A 19,466-nucleotide genomic window follows, 5' to 3' on the forward strand; every position below is an offset into this window, starting at 1 on the left:
AATAGCGATTTCGTGGCAAATCACCCGATTAACGATGCTAACGCTACTAGACTGTACGGTCTGTTTGTTCAGGGTTACAATAGTCGCCGATTGCAACAAATGGTGGACTTATGGCTGATTTAAAACAAACACTTCTCAACGCTGGGTTTGAGCTCATTAGCGAACATGGATTTGCTGGTATTGGTATTATGAAGATCATTCAACAAGCGAACGCGACGAAAGGCTCTTTCTACCACCATTTCAAATCGAAGGAAGATTTCGGTCGTCAGTTATTAGAGGACTATTTTAAGGTCCATCTAAACACGCTCAGTCAATATCTTGAAGACAGCTCCATCACCTTTGAACAGCGATCGATACGTTATTTCGAGTTCTGGTCAGAATCAAAAGTGACTGAGGACTTTCAGATCAAATGTTTGGTGGTGAAATTGTCCGGAGAAATATCTGGAACATCATCGAGCATGCAAGCCGAGTTAGATAATGGCGCAGAGAAGGTCATCAATCGTATGGCGGGTTACTTCACATCTGGCAACGAGCAAGGTCTGCTGACCATTGAAAACCCTTACATGGCTTCGCGAACACTTTATGCTAAGTGGCTAGGTGCCACACTACTGTGCGCCATGCAAAAAGACCGAACGCACTTAGAGCAAGCCATGACCGAAACTAAGTTACTGATAAAATAAGGGCTGCAAGCAGCCCTTTAATAACTAAGCTAATTAACAACCATTTAGCGCCCTATTCCGGATACATCCACCGCATCCGGCTCAAAAGTGACAGGAGGCCACTCTTTAAAGCTCTCTAAGTGTTGCTGTACCGTCGCCTGAGCGGGACCAAACGCCCACATTTTCTTACCCATCCAGTTGATGTACATACCAGATTCCTCGGCAGCACGCTCGTAAGGGTCACGACGTAGATTAAACAGCAGCGGTGCGTTGAGTTCTTCTTTCGGTCCACTCCAACCGTGGTTTTGCACCACAAAGTGAGCTTTCCAATCACCAACCCGAACCGCTTGGAGTCGATCACGCTCGTAGTATATGATCTCTTTACGGTTTGACGGAGCTAACTCGGTTAGCATTGCTGTTTGATTGTAACCATCCAAATGCGCTTTAAAGCCTTCATAACCAGTCAGCATTTGTTGTTTAAGATCGCTTGGTCCCCCCGCCGCTTCAACAAGCGTAGGTAACCAGTCCATACCGTCAAACATGCCGTTGTGTATTTGTCCGGCTGGAATCTTACCTGGCCAGCTCACGATCAGAGGCGCACGAACCCCCCCTTCCCATGTCGAGCCTTTTTCACCGTGAAATGGCGTCATACCACCATCAGGCCAAGTCATGATTTCTGGCCCATTATCCGCCGTAAAGATCACAATCGTGTTATCGGCCACGCCCAACTCTTCTAATTTGGCAAGCATCTCACCGACATGATCATCAAGGTCTTTCATCACGACTTCTTGCAAGCCCCAACCGTTTTGTCCAAGCATGGCTTCGTATTCTGGGGACAAGTGGGTCCAAACATGGCCTCTTGACGGGCAATACCAAGTGAAAAAAGGTTTGTCTTGTTTCACCGCATTTTCAATGAAGTTGATCGTATGTTTATTAACCTCATCGTCTAAAGTACGCATGCGTTCGATGGTCAAAGGTCCATCATCTTTGATGGTTTGTCCACCCTTGCCATCTGATTTGGAATGAATCACATTCCGTGGTGCAAATTTCTGGAACGCTTCGTCTTTTGGCCAATCAGGATCTTCGGTGTATTCCATCGCATTAAGATGGTATAGCCAGCCCCAATATTCATCGAAACCATTCATTGTTGGTAGCACTTCATCTCGGTCACCTAAATGGTTCTTACCAAACTGACCCGTTGTATAGCCAAAGGTTTTCAGTATTTCCGGCAGTGTCGGAGTTTCAGCATTCAGCCCTACTGGACTACCTGGAAGGCCAACAGTATGCATGCCGGTACGAACGGGAAACTGTCCGGTAATAAATGCTGAGCGCCCTGCGGTGCAAGAAGGCTGAGCATAATAGTCCGTCAGCAACATCCCTTTCTCGGCAATACTATCAATATTGGGCGTCTCACTACTCATTAACCCCCGATGGTAAGCACTTAGGTTAGAGATACCGATATCATCAGTAAAAATAACAAAGATATTTGGTGGCTTTTCATTCGCATTCACAAATGAACTCAAGCCCAATAAACTCACCACTAACCATTTCATTAATATACGGTGCATCCTGCCTCCTAATATATTCACGCGACATTATTCATGCGACACTATTCATGCGACACGTTTGGTTTTAAAATCATCTTTTTGGAGAAGCACAATCCCTACCACTCCAAATCCTATTTCGAGGAGAAGATATACGACTAACAGCCCATTTGGTATCCCATCAACGACCATGCTTATAACACGACCTAAACCCAGCCCCCACATAAAGACAATCAGACTTTGTAGTGCAGAGCGCGCCATTTTTGGTGTCCCGAAAGCCCCCATCAGCCAATAGACCGCCAATGCAAGATAAAGCCCCATTACAGCACGAAAGATATGACTCACATTCGTCGGTGATGCATCAATATCAAACAGGAAAGGTAAGGTGATACTAGGTACCAACCCATACATTAAAGCAATTGGGATTAGCCCAAGTACCGCCATTAACAAGAACTTTTGTGTATGTGTCATGTTGCGACTCCTGCTTGCTCTTACAGACTAGTTGCTGGTATCCATAAAGCAAACTTTCAGATTTAATAAAGTAAGTTAACTCAAAGCCCTATCTGTGTGAGCAAGCCTTGTAGATTGAAGTGTGTACTGAGATCTAATGCATTGACGAGGCTATAGCTCAAGCCACTCCAACACAAAATAGACGATGACAATAAAATGAAGGTTGTCACTCGATCTTGTCTAAGCCGCCTTGCGACCAAGGTATACAATGGAATGCCAACTAGAACAGGAGCAAGTGTCGCCATTGTTTTATTGCCGTATCTTTTCCATGCCGCAACAAAGCGCCTCAGCTTAGGCCTATGAGGATGAAAGTTCTTTCTTGCATAAAGATAAAAGGAATATCGCCCAATAAACCATCCAAAACAGCCTGCCATCAATGCTGGAAGCACATTAAACAACAACATTTCAGGATAACTAAAACCAACAAAGCCTGCTAATGCCGGACCAGAGTATGTTTTCCAAATACTAAGCAAAGCCATGGCCAAGCCCAGTAGTAAATAACTATCCATATTGCCACCCATTCAATGTACATGCGGTTTTCACCACACTATTTGGCTTAAGTATATGACCGATAATTGGCTCAATATGATGAAATATTTGTTGCCCGTGTTGGTACACATAATTGAGTTCTGGATCCCCGTATTTAGTGAGCACTTCGTGACATCCAGTAGACCATATCCGGTACCCTAAGATGGTATTATTCCGCGGATTTGCCAATCCAACTCATCGTTACGATATGGTTATCCTCCTAAGAAAGTAATCACACAATAACCAAAACAAACCGGTCGGTCTAGTTATTAAATGTCAGAGAACGGTAAATTAGATCTGCGACAAGAAGGGTATTATAGCTAACTCTTTGTTGACCAAATAAAAACCATGTAAATTGTGCGCCTAATTACAGTTCAATGATCTTGTTTTAGTTTTAGAGTGAATACTTGACGTTCATCATGCGGCGGAACTGTTTTACATCTAAACTGGAATTAACTATTCAATTAGTTATCGGTTTTAAACCCGTGGAGGGAATCTTATGAGCAGTACTACTTTCATCGTCAGCTTTGTCGGTCAAGCCACCCCAGCCACCATCAAAAACTTAGCCGCGATTACTCATGAAAATGGTGGAAAATGGTTGGTGAGTAAAGTGAACTTCCTCGAAGATCATGTTGCGGCCGTCATCAAAGTCGAGCTTCCTAGCGAAAATCAAGCCATCGTCAAACGAGCTTTTGAAGATCATACTAATCTCACGGTTCAGATCACCGATACCGAAAGACATATCCACGATCAAGAAACTATTTATCACCTAAGATTGGATGCTAACGATCGAGCCGGTATTGTGAATGAAATTACTCAATACCTCGACGCACAAGATATTCGCATTTTAGACATGGACTGCCAGCGAGTCTTCCTAGCTGGCGGCGGCGGCATTAGCTCGAGCTTATTCACCGCAAATATCGCCCTTAAAATCCCGCAAGCAATGAAAATTGCCGATATAGCCAATGAATTAGAAGCGCTCAGTGAAGACACTCGTGTTATTTTGGAGTCTTAACCGTCTCCGCAGTATGCTGACTCTTCAAAACCATCGCCTCAGCGATGGTTTTCTTTATCCGTATAAACAGCTAATAGAACAGCGGCTTGAAATTGCAGAACTTACGCCCTATAGATGAACAAGTTAGACCCTGTTTTCTCCAAAACCATAGGCTATGATTTGGCTAATTTCTGACAGCGATCGCCCTGACTCTTGCTGCCACTCTGCAAAAGCCACATTGGCCGCCTTAAGCGCCCGTTTTGTTCCTCTTCCTGAATCCAGCACTTTTGTGTTTCTCAGATAACCTTCTACATCCGAGGACAAAATAAACGTGTCAACACCAAGCTGACGCAATGCATAAGGTCCGGTATTTCCCCCTAATCGGGCGCCATGTTTTTTCAAATGCAGCCACAGCTCCGTCACAGAATCCGCAGGCCAGTTAGACACCATCTCGGCGAAAGAAGCATGCTCAAAACGAGCAGATTGAATCATTCTCGCGTTGCTAGGAATCGACATCACCTTGGTCAGATGTCGAATAATGCGCGGGTCTTGGGCTTTTTGCTCCCAGTGTTCATCTGACAACATCAATAACGGCTCGACTCGAAACTGGAAAAATACGTCTTCAAAGTTATCCCATTTATTACGCACCACTTGCCATGAGATACCGCATTGGAACACCTTCATTGTAAACGCAGCCAACCACCTATCATCCGATATCGTCAATAACTCTGATCGCGTAAGGGGTTTAGCAAGTAGAGACTCCAGCGCGTCATCACCGCCTTTACGCTCTGAAGCACGAGCGTAAATAGAGGAAAATTTTTCCATATTATCCTTCGTCTTGTTCGACATTTTTGTCACACTATTTTCAACACTATAACACGCTTGATTAAACCGCTTCTATCTACTCCACATGCAGGTGACAACGTCACTCAATAACTATCGCTATTCGCGTTACTGCTGTTACTGCTACCACGAATAGCGATCACTCGAATTAATATAGCTAACTACTCGCCAATCGTTATGGATTAGAAATAACGTAATTCACCCCTAGTGATGAGTAACTATCGATGATTTGTTGGCGGCGATAGCATTGTTGACTATGGTCATTAATCAAACCAGCGGCCTGAAGGTAGGCATAAATAATGGTGGAGCCGACAAACTTAAAACCACGCTTTTTCAAATCCTTACTCAAAGCGTCCGATACAGACGACGTGGCAGGGTAGTCTTCTAAACACTGCCAGTTATTAACAATGACCGCATGATCAACATACGACCACAGGTATTGACTAAACGAACCGAACTCTTGTTGAATCTGAATAAAGCATTGCGCATTCGTGACCGTCGATTTGATTTTCAACCTATTACGAATAATGCCCGTATCTTGCATGAGCTGTTCTTCATCTTGTTGGGAAAACTGCGCGACTTTCTCAACATTAAAATCGGCAAAGGCGCCTTGATAACCTTCACGTCGTTTTAATATCGTATACCAACTTAGGCCTGCTTGAGCCGACTCAAGAACCAAAAACTCAAATAACGTCCTATCATCAAATACTGGCACGCCCCACTCGTTATCATGGTATTCAACATAATCACTCTTTGTTTCATCCAACCATGGACAACGCTTACACATACTCACATCCTTCCTGTTATCAGTATTGCCAAAATGCTGTCGCCGCAGCTGGTGACAGCATTCAATTTAGAGTGTTAATTTCCGATAAATACCGCGATTGAGATTTCCTATCACAGCATATCTGTCATTACATGACGTTAACTCGATGGAACAATCGATACAGCACAGGTACAACAATCAACGTCAGTACCGTCGCAAACCCAAGCCCGAACATGATGGTGACCGCCATCGGTTTGAAAAAGATATCTGGCAATAATGGAATCATACCCAGTATCGTTGTGATGGCCGCCATACACACCGGACGAACACGACTCAATGCCGCATCAACGACCGCGTAATACGCTTCTTTACCCGATTTAATCTCAATTTCTATCTGATCGAGTAGTACGATACCATTTTTCAAAACCATTCCTGATAAGCTAAGGAAACCCAGTAGAGCCATAAAGCCAAACGGGGTATTCAACGCCAACAACCCAGTGGTAACACCAATAATGGCAAGCGGCACCGTCAACCACACAATCAACGCCTCTTTCACCGCATTGAACAGAAATATAGTGATCAGGAACATAAACAAATAGCCCATAGGCATCGTTTGGAACAGTGACGCCTGCGCGTCTCCTGATGACTCATATTCCCCCCCCCACTCCAAGAAATAGCCAGGTGGAAGCTCTATGGCTTCAATCTGAGACTGAATACGTTGTTGTAATGTTGCTGCGGTTTCTTCACCAAGAAGATCAGGATCCGCCATCACCGTCAACATACGCTTGCGGTTCTTACGCACAATTATTGGGTCCTCCCAGCGAACATCATAACCCTGAGTCACTTGCTGGAATGGGATAAACTCGGACAGAGCCGGGCTCCATATCATCATGCCCTCAATATTACGGATATCCACCCGCTCGTCATCAGGGAGACGAGCGACGATAGGCATAAGCGTTGTTCCGTCGCGATATAGCCCAACCGACTTCCCAGAAAAGGACATCATCAACACATCATCGACATCAGACTTAGTAATACCGTAGCGTCTTGCTTGGCTTTCATTAAATATTGGCTCAAGTACTTTGGTTCTCTCTCGCCAATCATGACGAATATTAAATGCACCGGGATCAGCATACATAATATCCATGACTTGAGTTGCAATACCACGTAATACCGTTGGATCCGAACCGATAATGCGCGCTTCAATCTTCGCCCCTCCACCAGGACCAAGTTCAATCTGTTTAAGCTTATAATTGATCTCAGGGAAAGTGCTATCTACATAATCTCTAAAACGATTCATTAGAGGTTGAAGTTGCTCGTAACTCTTCGCTCTAGTGGTGATTTCACCATAGGCGGCATAACTCTTTTCGGGCGCGTAAGTCAGCATGAAGCGCTGTAAACCTTTACCTGCTGTCGTCGTAATATGGTCGGTTTCGGGCTGCTCTGCTATCCAATTCTCCAATACTTTTAACTTAGTATTCGTTGCGCGAATATCGGTACCTTCGGGCAACCACACATCCACCTGAAACATCGGCGTTGTCGATGCAGGGAAGAACGACTGCTTTACTAAAGTAAACCCATATAAGCTGCCGCCAAGACATACAATGAGAAAAGCGACGGTTAACCAAGCACGGTGCATACAAAATTCTAAAAACTTTCGATACATCACAAAGACAATGCCATTATAAGGATCACTGCCCTGTCCACCGTCTTCACCCCCTTTGATTTTCTGACCTTTAAAGAACATGTCTGCAAAAAATGGGGTAAGCGAAATTGCCGTAAACCAACTTAACATCAGCGAAATAAGCAGCACCGTGAACAAGGTGCCACAGTACTCACCGGTAGAATCTTGCGACAAGCCAATAGGCGCAAATGCAGTGACTGCAATCACCGTCGCGCCTAATAATGGCCACTTAGTTTGAGTTACAATGTCTGTTGCGGCTTGAAGCCGCGTCTTCCCTCGCTGTGTACCTATTAATATCCCTTCAACCACCACTATGGCATTATCCACCAGCATCCCTAGCGCAATCACCAACGCACCCAATGAGATTCGCTGCAAATCAATCGCCATGTATTGCATGAAAATAAAGGTGCCAAGTACCGTCAGTAACAAGATCAAACCGATCAACAAGCCCGATCGCAACCCCATAAAAAACAGCAGAACGATAATAACAATCGCAACGGCCTGCCCCAAACTCACGACAAAACCACGAACGGACTTGTCTACTTCCTTTGGTTGGCTATACACCTCTGCGATCTCGATACCAACAGGTTGCTGAAACTTAAGCTCTGCTAGTCGTCGGTCAAACCGCTCTCCAACCTCTACTACATTCACCCCTGTCGCAAATGATACCCCCACATTCAACGCCACTTGGCCATTAAAGTTGATGATATTCGTCGGCACTTCGATAAAGCCGCGTTTAATGTCAGCCACATCTTTTAGATAGATGAGCCCATCAGCTCCACCTTCTGTTAAAATCAAATCGCCGAGTTCACTGACATCGGTAAATTCACCCGTTGGCTGAATACGAATATACTCACTACCAATGCGAGTCGCGCCTGCGTTAGACACCACATTCTGCGTTTGCAGCAAATTAAAAATCGTACTGGGCGCAATGCCTAAAGCACTAATTCGTTTAATCGAAATTTCAATAAAGACTTGTTCTTGCTGCTGCCCCGTCACCGACACTTTACTGACACCATCAATAAGTTCGAGCTCCCGCCGCAAGTAATCCACATAATCAGAAATTTCTTTATAGCTGTACCCCTCGCCTGTTAACGCCAGTAATACGCCATAGACATCACCAAAGTCGTCTATTACCGTTGGGTCGTTGACGCCTGGTGGTAATGACCCCTTTAAGTCATTCACTTTTCGGCGTAACTCATCCCAAATTTGCGGTAAATCATCAGGCCCATAATTGTTTTTCATGGTGACGGTTATTTGAGACAAACCACGGCTGGAGATTGAATTGATTTCATCGACATAGGTCAGCTGTTGAATCGCTTTTTCGATGGGATAAGTCACTTCTTCTTCAACTTGTTGCGGTGTCGCCCCCGGATAAGAGGTGACCACCATGGCATCTTTAATGGTAAAGGCGGGATCTTCCAAGCGTCCTAAGCCAAAAAAGGCGGATACACCTCCAATAAGGAAAATCAGCGAAACCATCCAACTGACCACTTTGTTACGAATAAAATAGGCGGCTACACCCGTGATATCATCATCACTTTGAGGCAAAGACTTCTTTTCTTCTTGGCTCATTAGTTCGCCTCCTGCGCGAGAACTTCCACTTCCATGCCGTCACGTAATCGGGCAATACCTGCAATGACTATCTGATCATTACTCTCTATTCCATCTAATATTTGAATGGTAGAACGAGAGACTTTACCTGTGAGTACCTTTTGCTTGCTTACCGTTGCCCTGTTTCCATGACTTAGGTTTTCATGGTTCAGGTTTCCATCATCAGAGACAACCCAGACATATTTTTCAAGATCGCCCAATCCATCGCCATCTTGGTTAAACACCGACTCAATCGGAACACTCACCCCCAAGTCCAACTTGAGTCCGACATCTTTCGCCTTGGAGGTGACATCCACAGCCATGCCATCCAAAACAAATTCCGTCGCAGGCATTGGCATCACTAAGGTGGCGGTAAACGTACCAAGCGCAGGATCCGGTTCAGTAGTAAACTCTTTTAGCTGCGCTTCATATTCGTTGCCAGAAGGTACTCGCACAAGCGCCCCAATGTGGCTTATATCGTTACTTTTAGGCTGATTTAGCGAGAAACTATCAGGCATCTGCATAATAATTTCCACCTCCTCAACGCTATGAATATTCACGACTTGCTGGCCAATTTGGACATTTTCAAATTGCTCCGCGGACACCCTTGAAATAACGCCATCCACTGGAGCAAGCAACTGGGTAAACGACAACCTCAATTGTGCCAACTCAAGTTCTGCTCTGGCATAAGCGCGTTGCGCCGCTATTTCATCAAATTGCGACTTTGCCAAAAGCCCTTTTTTCACCAAAGGACTCGAACGGCGATACTGACTATCAATAACCGAGAAACGCGCCTGTGCATTATCAACATCTAACTTGTAATCCGTTGGGTCTAGGGTAGCGAGAATATCGCCTTTTTTTACAAAGTCCCCTTCTTTAAGCGTGATGCTATTGATCTCTCCCGACACTCGAAAGCTCAAATGGGAACGATCTGCCGCGGTTGCTAATGCTGGAAAATACAACTTGTCTTTTAGCTCTGCTTTACTAATCGTTGTCACTCTCACCTTCGGAATTTCATTTCTTTCTTCTACAGCTGCTTTGTCACAACCAACTAGCAGCGTAACAATACCAAGTAGACTAACTAGGCGAAAATTCATCATCATAGCCCTCTTTCCTTAATCCACTCACGAACCTTAATGCCCGCTTCTATTCCTTGAACACCTGAAATGACGATCTTGTCACCATCTTCAAGTCCGGTGATTACTTGTCTTTTTGCATTGAGCTCCACCGCCACCTTCTCAACAATCCCATCGTCACCGACCTTCCACACGCATTGCTTGTCATTTTCAACAAACAAGGCTGACACAGGAATCACCGTCGCAGCTTCGCTTTTGGCAATCACTCTCACTTGCCCAGCCATACCCGGTAAAATGCCGATGTCAGACGGCCTCTCCATAACCATCGTTACTTTATAACTGCCTGTTTTAGGGTCAGCTTCCGTATCAATTTCTTGGAAAGTCAGCTCATATTGGTTACTTGGAAACGCATCAAACGCCATCGATGCATCAATCTTATTTTTACCTTGAAAGCGGTTAAGTAGGTAATCTGGCAATTGGAATATAACCTTGAGCAACTGGTTAGACTGAATATTCATAACCCCCTCTTTGGCTTGAATATATTCAAAATTATCGGCAGGAATAATAGAAATGGTACCATCGTAAGGCGCCACTAATTTAGCGTAACTTAAGTTGGCTTTAGCTTGCGACCAGCTCGCTCGTGCAGACTTCATATTGGCATTGGCTTGATCATAATCTTGCTCAGATACCACTTTTTCTTTGCGTAGTTTTAGTGCTCTCTGATACTGCACATCTGCAAGCCTGAAGTTTGCTTTTGCTTGTTTTTCCAATAGCAGGTATTCGTCTGGGTTAAGGCTGGCAAGTAAGTCACCCTTGTTTACTGTCTGACCCGAGCGCACCACAATTTGTTCTAATTGCCCGGGCACTCGAAAAGCCAACACCGCTTTATCGCCCGCTTCAGAGGTGGCCGGAAATGAACGCTCGAATTGACTATTGCCAACCGAAACAGAAAATAACTTTGCCGGTCGAGATTCCGGCTCAGGAATAGGAGGGGGAGCTTTACCACATGCACTAAGCACTGCTACCACTAAAAATAATGCTGACAACTTCATGTTCATTTCTAACTACCCTGTTTAACTTGTAGTTAAAAAGATAGTCTAGAGCACTCACCTCTGCCAGCAAGTGACTAATTATTAATAAATTTTATCTCTTCTTTGGTAATTTATTACTCAACGCTATTTTTAACGGACAACAAAAAACCCAGCATCCTAAGATAACTGGGCTTTACCATGGTTTTAACATCGCTTATAACTTACTAAATTCTCGATTCACTGCATACGCATCTGAAGTAACGTAGGCCTCCATACTACGAAGCGACCCTTCCATTTTATCCATGTCGTTTTCAATAGTATTGAGCAGGTCTTTGGCATTTTGCCCTTGTTTCCAAGGCTTGCTTTTGAGCGAGTGCTCTTGCTTCGACCTCAGTTCTTCAACAAAATTATCGGGTTGCTTCTCTAACATCAAACTCATTGCGACATAAGCCAATAATACTAAGAAGCTTCCTCCTAGCAAAGCGGCGGAAATAACCAAAATCCGAACTAACCATACCTCGACACCAAAATAATTCGCAATCCCGGCACAGACCCCTGTGAGCTTGCCGTTGATCGGGTCCTTATATAGGTCTTTATGCATCATAATTTTGCCTCCACTTAGGTGACTCCGCATCTAAGATTCGCTCTAGACTCTCAACACGGCGCTGCATATTTTCCGCTCTCGCTGACAACGCTTGTAGCTTCTCGAACTCTTTTGAAGACAACCCAGATTCGGACTTACGCTTGCTTCGGTAATGAAGGAACAACCATAGCGGCGCCACGAATATTAGAAATACAATAACGGGTCCAGCAATGAGAAATGTCGACATGTTCGTCTCCTATTTATTTTTATTCATTTGCTCTTTGAGCTTAGCCAGTTCTTGATCAATTTCGTCTTGCGCTTGTAACTCTGCAAATTCTTGATCTAATGACTTAGCATTACCACTATTGGCATACAGATCTGCCTCTGCTTCTAGTTCATCGACTTTACGCGAGTACTGTTCAAATTTCGCCATCGATTCATGGGTGCGGCTAGTATGTAGATGCTTTTGCACATCACGACGGTTATTAGCTGTCTGTGAACGAATCATAAGTGCTTGCTGCTTAGAGCGCGTTTCCATTATTTTTGATTCGAGTTTACTGATTTCATTAGTCAGCTTATCAATCGTTTCTTCGACCAATGTTTGTTCATCATGCAAACCTTTAACAATTTTCTCTACTTTTTGCTTTTCAATCAACGCCGCACGAGCCAGTTCTTCTCTTTGCTTAGTCAGTGCTAACGTCGCTTTATGTTGCCATTCAAGCACTTGCTCTTCTAATGCTTTGACCTTGCGAGCCAATTCTTTTTTATCCGCTATGGCCTTTGCCGAGTTAGTGCGAACTTCCACCAAGGTGTCTTCCATTTCTTGGATGATCAGGCGAATCATTTTCTCCGGATCCTCTGCCTTGTCTAAAAGAGCGCTAACGTTAGAATTTACGATATCAGCGAAACGAGAAAAAATACCCATAATACATCTCCTAAAAAATCACGTGGTGTCATCATTCAATCATGTGCCACCTAAGACAATCCAAGTTTCATGCCAATTTTACAAAGCCTACATTAACAATATGTTAGCTCAATCATTCGCATTTTATTAGTAGACTGCTAATATGATTCACCAATAGTTGGTAAAAAAAACCACATCTAAGGACTGTAACATGGCGCAAAACCTCATTGGCGAGTCTCCAAGCTTTTTAGCCGTTCTCGATAAAGTTTCAAGGCTGGCTCCCATTAATCGCCCCGTGCTGGTCATTGGCGAAAGAGGTACGGGAAAAGAGCTCATTGCACAACGCCTTCACTACCTATCCACTCGCTGGGATCAACCGCTAATTTCGCTAAACTGCTCGACATTGAGTGACGGGCTGATCGACTCAGAATTATTTGGTCATGAGTCCGGTGCATTTACTGGCGCTAAAGGTCGCCACCTTGGGCGATTTGAACGCGCAGAGAATGGCACGCTGTTCTTAGATGAATTGGCCACGACGCCGCTATCGGTTCAAGAAAAACTATTACGCGTTATCGAGTATGGCCAGTATGAACGTGTCGGCGGAGCAAAAGCATTAGAAGCCAACGTAAGATTAGTGTGCGCCACCAATGAAGATCTGCCCGCTTTAGCCCAAAAAGGTAAATTCAGAGCGGACTTATTAGACAGGCTTGCCTTTGATGTCATTCAACTTCCACCGCTAAGAGCCCGCCAAGAAGACATTGCATTGCTTGCCGAGCATTTCGCAATAAAGATGTGCCGTGAACTAAGTTTGCCTCTGTTTGTCGGCTTCACCTCTCAAGCTTGGCACAGTATTCATGAATACCCTTGGCCCGGAAACGTTCGAGAGCTCAAGAACGTTATCGAGCGCGCCGTCTACCAACACGGTACGAGCTCACAACCAATCAATACGCTTACTTTTAATCCATTTAGCAACGACTTCCCTCTATTGAGTCCAGGCGCAAAAGCTGCGACAAACCCTGCTACAAATATCGTTACTGAATCAGTAAATGCAGCACCGGAAGTCATCAGCCAAGCAACGACACCCAATAGTGCCCCTTTGCAGGCATCATCCACACCACTCTCTGATACGCTAACCTTTCCTATTGATTTTAAATTATGGAAAGAAGAACAAGCCATCATTGTTATTCGCGCAGCATTAGAGCAAGCACAATACAACCAAAGAACCGCCGCTAAAATGCTGAGCTTAAGCTATGATCAGCTAAGAGGGCTGGTTAGAAAGCACAAACTCATATGAAAGCGCTCAAAGAGTCACCATCAAAATAAATAAAATCGTCGATAACTACTTGTCGTTATTGGTTTAACAATCAAATTAGTGGTAAATTACTCTGTTCTCAATACAGATATTACGTTCACTAAAATGAATGTAGCGTGTTTATGAAGGCATTACTAAAACTATCCATTACACTTTGCAGCATCGCGCTTGTCGCTGGCTGTGAGGATACGATCGACCATACAAAAGTTCGACAGGACGGTTTCGTGTACTGCGACCAAGGTCGTCCAAGTACATTTAACCCTCAATTAGTCGATGGCGGCATTACTGTCGAAGCGATCGCGCCTCAATTATATGACACGCTACTCACGCTAAATTCAGGCACTCACCAACCCGTGCCCAATCTAGCAAAAAGCTGGACGGTCGATGAAAGCGGTACCGTCTACACCTTTAATCTGCGTGATAATGTTGAATTTCATACCACAGATTGGTTTACCCCAACTCGAACGCTCAATGCTGACGATGTGGTGTTCAGTTTTGAGCGTATTTTAGATACTGACCACCCTTATCACCAAGTGGGTGGCAGCGTGTATCCATGGTTTGCGGGCATCAACTTTGCTTCGCTGGTCACCCGTGTTATTGCTATTGATGATCACACGGTTCAATTCACGCTTTCGAAACCAGACAACTCCTTCTTATCTAATATTTCGACCGCCCACGCTCCCATATTCTCCGCAGAATACGGTAAAATATTGCAGCAGGAAGAGAACAAGCTCAATCTCGACACACACCCTGTTGGGACAGGCCCATTCTACCTTGACGAGTATCAGGTCTCCGATTTAGTACGCTTAAAGCGTCACGACAAATACTGGCGTGGGTCGGTCGAAATGGAGCAAGTTGTGTTCGACATCTCCCACCGAGGAGCGGGAGCTTTAGCTAAGTTATTACGTGGTGAGTGTGACGTTCTCAATTCACCAGTATCGAGCCAAATACCTATCATACTTAAAGAAGACTCCGTCGTACTTCAAGCCAAGCCAGCGATGAATGTGTCATTTATTGCACTCAACACGCAGCATCCAGCGCTCAGTGACCAACGCGTGCGAAAAGCCCTCAATCTGGCGATTAACCGCGACAATATTCTCGAAGCGGTGTACTACGACAGTGGTGAAAAAGCCTACACCCTCTTACCACCAAGCTCTTGGGCCTATCAAAAGGATCAAACTCAAGTTCGCTATGACCGTAATTATGCGATGGCACTACTTCGTGACGCGGGCTATAAGAGCGGATTAGAACTCACCATGGCAGTTCCACTCGAGCCACGTGTATATAACCCAAGTCCGAGAAAAACGGCAGAACTTATCCAAGCAAATCTTGCTGATGTCGGCGTCACACTGAATCTGTTAACCGATGAACGCGTTGACCGAATTGAGCTAGCCAACATCCAAGAGGTAGATTTATTGCTGACTGGCTGGGTCGGTAATACTGGTGATCCCGATAACTACTTAAGACCCCTGCTGTCTTGTTCATCGAAACGAGAAGGGTTGAACCTTTCAATGTGGTGTAATGACGATTTTGATTTTTTACTCGATCTCGCCCTTGAAGTGAGTGAACCACGCTACCGTGTTAACTTGTATCGACAAGCTCAAAATATTCTTTTCGATCAAGTTCCGGTCATTCCTATTGCGCATGGACAAAAATATCAGGCACATAATGATGACCTGACCGGTTTTCGAACAAGCCCATTTAATGCTCAACCGTTTGACCAAGTAGTGAGGTTAAAATAGATGTTCTGGTATGCGATTCGCCGACTCAATTTATTTGTCATCACCTTGCTTATCCTAACGCTGGTCGGCTATAACTTGCTGCGCTTAGAGCCCGACTCTTTTTGGGCAAACCAAACGTTTTTCCAAGGCTGGATTCACTATGTTGGACAACTGACAAAGCTAGATTTTGGATTAACAAAAGCTGGTGTCCCAATCATTGATGAGCTCACCGCCGTTCTGCCTGCAACGTTAGAACTGTGCTTTGCCGCATTTACCATCTCCGTGTTTATTGGCATTCCTGCAGGTACCATCGCTGGCATGAAAAAAGGCAAGTGGCTCGATAACATCATCTCTTTTTCATCCATGGTGGGCTACGCTGCCCCGCTATTTTGGATTGCACTGTTGATGATTATGTATTTTTCACTCAATTTTCAATGGTTTCCGGTAGCCGGTCGCTATGACTTACTCTATGAAATAGACCATGTGACTGGTTTTGCGTTGATCGATGCCCTACTTTCGGATGGACCATACCGACGCGAAGCGCTGCAAAGCGTTATCGAGCATATGATTCTTCCTTGTTTCGTACTAGCACTATCGCCTACGATGCAAGTCATACGAATGATGCGTACCTCCGTGACAGAAGTAATGGCACAAAACTACATCCGAGCCGCACGAATCAAAGGTTTATCCAATTATGAGATCGTAATAGAGCACGTTCTTCGTAACGCCATACCGCCGATAATACCGAAATTAGGGGTTCAGCTGTCGAGCATGATTACCCTCGCGATTATGACGGAATCCATTTTTAACTGGCCGGGTATCGGTCGTTGGCTCTTAGATGCGCTATCAAGTCAGGATTATGCATCAATACAAGCTGGCGTAATGGTGGTTGCGACCATTGTGCTCGCGGCAAGTATCTTGTCCGATATTATCGGCGCGATGATCAACCCGTTAGTTAGGAAGGAATGGTATGCTGTCAGATAATATCTATCAGGAAGAACGCATTCCAACCCAACTCGAACGCTTTTGGCGAAGCTATCGAAGTAACAGCCTGTCCATGTTTGGGCTATGGTGCTTTGGTCTAATCATCCTCATCACGCTCGCTTCGCCATGGCTCGCCCCATATGACCCAATGGCGCAAAGCTCGTTTTTACTTATTCCACCATCTTGGGATCCTGCGGGGACGGTCGAGTTCTTTTTTGGTACCGATGATTTAGGTCGTGATATCCTTTCTCGAATCATCGATGGCTCTCGCCTATCCTTCGGTGCGGCGGTCATTATTACCGTTATTTCCGCGTTGGTGGGCTGCTTTATCGGTATTTTAGCGGGTATGACAAAGGGCTTACTATCCAGTATCTTGAACCACCTTCTTGATACCGTGATGTCAATACCATCGCTATTACTCGCCATTATTTTTGTGGCATTTTTAGGCCCCGGCGAATACAACATCCTGCTTGCTATCTGCCTAGCCTTGATCCCGCGCTTTGTTCGTACCGTTTATGTAGCAGTGCACACCGAAGTGGAAAAAGATTACATCATGGCCGCTCGCCTTGACGGCGCCAATGACTTCTACTTACTGTGGAATTCAATATTGCCTAATATTTTGTCCATTATTGCCGCCGAATTCACCTTCGCGCTATCCATCGCAATTTTAGACATTACCGCACTTGGCTTTTTAGGATTAGGCGCTCAAGCCCCAAGTAGTGAATGGGGTGCGGTATTAGGTGATGCCGCTGAGCTTCTTTATCTCGCACCTTGGACAGTGGTCCTACCCGGCCTTGCCATTTTATGTGTAGTTGTCGTCATCAACATCGTCGGCGAAGGCGTGCGTAGCGCGTTAAACGCGGGAGTGGAATAATGCCTGTATTAGATATTCGTCATTTGACTATCGAAATTGAAACCCCACAAGGATTAGTTAAAGCCGTCGACAGAATGAGTTTTACCATTAATGATGGGGAAATTCGCGGTCTCGTTGGCGAGTCTGGATCCGGAAAAAGCTTAGTTGCCAAAGCGATCGTTGGCGTATGCAAAGACAACTGGCGGGTGTCTGCCGATCGTATGCGTCTTGGTAACATCGACTTATTGCAACTCACCCCACGCGAAAGACGTCGAGTGATTGCTCGTGATGTCGCGATGATTTTTCAAGAACCATCCACTTGTTTGGACCCTTCAGAAGAAGTCGGTAGGCAGCTCATTGAAGCCATTCCTTCGCGTTCTTTCGATGGTAAGTGGTGGGAACGATTCAAATGGCGTAAGAAGCAAGCCATTGCCCTGTTGCATAAAGTCGGCATCAAAGAACATACGCGTGTCATGCATAGCTACCCATATGAGCTTACCGACGGTGAGTGCCAAAAAATCATGATTGCGATGGCGATTGCTGCAAAGCCTAAATTGCTGATAGCGGATGAACCGACTAATGACTTAGACCCCATTACTCAGTCGCAGATCTTACGTTTATTAAGCCGTATGAATCAGCTCCATAACACAACCTTGATCCTAATTGGCCATGATTTAACCACCATTACCCAATGGGCTACGCGCATTACCGTTATGTACTGTGGGCAATCTGTAGAGTCTGCTGATACCAAAAAAATCTTAGATGCTCCTAAGCATCCTTATACCGTCGCCCTATTGAAAGCGATGCCTGATTTTGGTGATTGGATCCCGCACAAAGAAAAGCTACAGTCTTTACCTGGTTCTATTCCGCCACTTCAGCATTTACCGATTGGCTGCCGACTCGGCCCTCGCTGTCCTTACGCGCAGAGGCAGTGTGTTGAAATTCCACCCGTCAAACGAGTGAAGAACCATAAATACAGCTGTCACTTCCCGCTGAATACGGAGAAAAAAGAATGAGTGCATTGTTAGAAGTCACGGGACTTAAAAAGGACTTTGTGACTCGTTCAAAGCTTTTTCAAAAGAAAATTCAGCATGCAGTTAAGCCCGTCAGTTTTAGTCTAGAAGCGGGTCAAACTATTGGCTTTATTGGTAAGAATGGCTCGGGGAAATCCACGCTTGCTCGAATGTTAGCAGGCGTTGTCGAACCAACAGCAGGTGAAATACGCGTCAATGGTGATTTATTAGAACATAAAGATTACTCAACGCGCTGTAAGCTTATTCGCATGATCTTCCAAGATCCCAATACCTCTTTGAATCCAAGGATACAAATTGGTCGAATTCTTGAAGGACCACTAAAGCGAAATACCAACATGCCACCGGAAGCGAGAATGCGACGTGTAAAAGACACGCTAGTACGAGTTGGCTTGCTACCAGAGCACGCTTACTTTTATCCGCAGATGCTCGCTACAGGTCAAAAGCAACGTATTTGTTTGGCGCGAGCACTCATCTTGCAGCCTTCTATCATCGTCGCTGACGAGGCACTCAATGGCTTAGATATGGCAATGCGCTCACAAATTATTAATCTATTTTTGGAGCTGCAAGAAGAAATGGGCGTGGCTTTTGTCTATGTATCACAACACTTAGGAATCGTTAAACACATCACGGATAAAGTGATGGTGATGCATGAAGGTGACGTGGTTGAATACGGTGACACGCAAGACATCCTCACTAAACCTCAACATATTGTGACGCAGCGAATGGTCGAAAGCCATTTTAATAAGAAGCCTGTTTATCGCTAATGCTGATGGAGGCGTATTTTTAGGTCATGGCTTAAAATACGCGTGTCCAAGTAAGTAGACCTAAGGTAAACACCATCAAGATA

Annotated in this window: 19 protein-coding genes; 8 read left to right on the plus strand and 11 right to left on the minus strand. The window is 44.9% G+C overall.

The features are described from left to right. Positions 1-110: 110 nt before the first annotated feature. Positions 111-680: a TetR/AcrR family transcriptional regulator gene (locus L4D74_RS17135; protein ID WP_428753517.1), complete on the plus strand. Its 570-nt coding sequence runs from the start codon at positions 111-113 to the stop codon at positions 678-680. Positions 681-724: 44 nt separating this feature from the next. On the opposite strand, the gene L4D74_RS17140 is transcribed toward L4D74_RS17135, so the two are convergent. The 3 genes from L4D74_RS17140 to L4D74_RS17150 form a co-directional block, all read right to left on the minus strand. Next, positions 725-2,227, minus strand: coding sequence for an arylsulfatase (locus tag L4D74_RS17140; protein ID WP_428753519.1), 1,503 nt, complete (start codon positions 2,225-2,227; stop codon positions 725-727). A gap of 45 nt (positions 2,228-2,272) precedes the next feature. Beyond that, complete coding sequence (locus L4D74_RS17145) at positions 2,273-2,674, minus strand: DUF4345 domain-containing protein (protein WP_265675551.1); 402 nt, start codon at positions 2,672-2,674, stop codon at positions 2,273-2,275. Between the two features lie 80 nt (positions 2,675-2,754). After that, positions 2,755-3,222: a hypothetical protein gene (locus tag L4D74_RS17150; protein WP_265675552.1), complete on the minus strand. Its 468-nt coding sequence runs from the start codon at positions 3,220-3,222 to the stop codon at positions 2,755-2,757. A gap of 518 nt (positions 3,223-3,740) precedes the next feature. Between L4D74_RS17150 and L4D74_RS17155 the strand changes: the two genes are divergently transcribed. Beyond that, entirely contained in the window at positions 3,741-4,256 is a 516-nt protein-coding gene (locus L4D74_RS17155; RefSeq protein ID WP_265675553.1) for a glycine cleavage system transcriptional repressor, read from the plus strand. A gap of 123 nt (positions 4,257-4,379) precedes the next feature. On the opposite strand, the gene L4D74_RS17160 is transcribed toward L4D74_RS17155, so the two are convergent. The 8 genes from L4D74_RS17160 to pspA form a co-directional block, all read right to left on the minus strand. Continuing rightward, positions 4,380-5,060: a DNA-3-methyladenine glycosylase I gene (locus L4D74_RS17160; RefSeq protein WP_428753521.1), complete on the minus strand. Its 681-nt coding sequence runs from the start codon at positions 5,058-5,060 to the stop codon at positions 4,380-4,382. Between the two features lie 193 nt (positions 5,061-5,253). Next, positions 5,254-5,865, minus strand: coding sequence for a DNA-3-methyladenine glycosylase I (locus L4D74_RS17165; protein WP_428753523.1), 612 nt, complete (start codon positions 5,863-5,865; stop codon positions 5,254-5,256). A 127-nt stretch (positions 5,866-5,992) separates the two neighbouring features. Beyond that, the gene (locus L4D74_RS17170; protein WP_428753524.1) at positions 5,993-9,103 is read right to left on the minus strand and encodes an efflux RND transporter permease subunit; all 3,111 of its coding nucleotides are present in this window, start codon (positions 9,101-9,103) and stop codon (positions 5,993-5,995) included. Continuing rightward, positions 9,103-10,221: an efflux RND transporter periplasmic adaptor subunit gene (locus L4D74_RS17175; RefSeq protein WP_428753598.1), complete on the minus strand. Its 1,119-nt coding sequence runs from the start codon at positions 10,219-10,221 to the stop codon at positions 9,103-9,105. The genes L4D74_RS17170 and L4D74_RS17175 overlap by 1 nt, the downstream gene beginning before the upstream one ends. Beyond that, complete coding sequence (locus tag L4D74_RS17180) at positions 10,221-11,249, minus strand: efflux RND transporter periplasmic adaptor subunit (RefSeq protein ID WP_428753600.1); 1,029 nt, start codon at positions 11,247-11,249, stop codon at positions 10,221-10,223. Before L4D74_RS17180 ends, L4D74_RS17175 begins: the two co-directional genes overlap by 1 nt. Before the next feature lie 193 nt (positions 11,250-11,442). Then, complete coding sequence (pspC, locus tag L4D74_RS17185; protein WP_265675608.1) at positions 11,443-11,829, minus strand: envelope stress response membrane protein PspC; 387 nt, start codon at positions 11,827-11,829, stop codon at positions 11,443-11,445. After that, a complete protein-coding gene (gene pspB, locus L4D74_RS17190; RefSeq protein WP_265675557.1) occupies positions 11,822-12,058 on the minus strand; it encodes an envelope stress response membrane protein PspB in 237 nt (78 codons plus the stop codon). Before pspB ends, pspC begins: the two co-directional genes overlap by 8 nt. Before the next feature lie 9 nt (positions 12,059-12,067). Beyond that, on the minus strand, positions 12,068-12,736 hold the full coding sequence (gene pspA / locus L4D74_RS17195) for a phage shock protein PspA (RefSeq protein ID WP_265675558.1): 669 nt from the start codon (positions 12,734-12,736) through the stop codon (positions 12,068-12,070). Between the two features lie 190 nt (positions 12,737-12,926). Between pspA and pspF the strand changes: the two genes are divergently transcribed. From pspF to L4D74_RS17225, 6 genes are all read left to right on the plus strand, one after another. After that, positions 12,927-14,009: a phage shock protein operon transcriptional activator gene (gene pspF, locus L4D74_RS17200; protein WP_428753526.1), complete on the plus strand. Its 1,083-nt coding sequence runs from the start codon at positions 12,927-12,929 to the stop codon at positions 14,007-14,009. Between the two features lie 140 nt (positions 14,010-14,149). Next, positions 14,150-15,769 carry an ABC transporter substrate-binding protein gene (locus L4D74_RS17205; RefSeq protein ID WP_428753527.1) on the plus strand — a complete coding sequence of 540 codons (1,620 nt, stop codon included), beginning with the start codon at positions 14,150-14,152 and terminating at the stop codon, positions 15,767-15,769. Next, entirely contained in the window at positions 15,770-16,732 is a 963-nt protein-coding gene (locus tag L4D74_RS17210; RefSeq protein ID WP_265675561.1) for an ABC transporter permease, read from the plus strand. It abuts the gene before it with no gap. Beyond that, entirely contained in the window at positions 16,719-17,606 is an 888-nt protein-coding gene (gene sapC / locus L4D74_RS17215) for a putrescine export ABC transporter permease SapC (RefSeq protein WP_428753528.1), read from the plus strand. The genes L4D74_RS17210 and sapC overlap by 14 nt, the downstream gene beginning before the upstream one ends. After that, entirely contained in the window at positions 17,606-18,601 is a 996-nt protein-coding gene (locus tag L4D74_RS17220; protein ID WP_428753529.1) for a peptide ABC transporter ATP-binding protein, read from the plus strand. The genes sapC and L4D74_RS17220 overlap by 1 nt, the downstream gene beginning before the upstream one ends. After that, positions 18,598-19,383: a peptide ABC transporter ATP-binding protein gene (locus L4D74_RS17225; RefSeq protein ID WP_265675564.1), complete on the plus strand. Its 786-nt coding sequence runs from the start codon at positions 18,598-18,600 to the stop codon at positions 19,381-19,383. The genes L4D74_RS17220 and L4D74_RS17225 overlap by 4 nt, the downstream gene beginning before the upstream one ends. Positions 19,384-19,466 lie beyond the last annotated feature (83 nt).

This window comes from Vibrio cionasavignyae (genome assembly GCF_050337155.1).
In the GTDB taxonomy this organism is placed as follows: Bacteria; Pseudomonadota; Gammaproteobacteria; order Enterobacterales; family Vibrionaceae; genus Vibrio; species Vibrio nomapromontoriensis.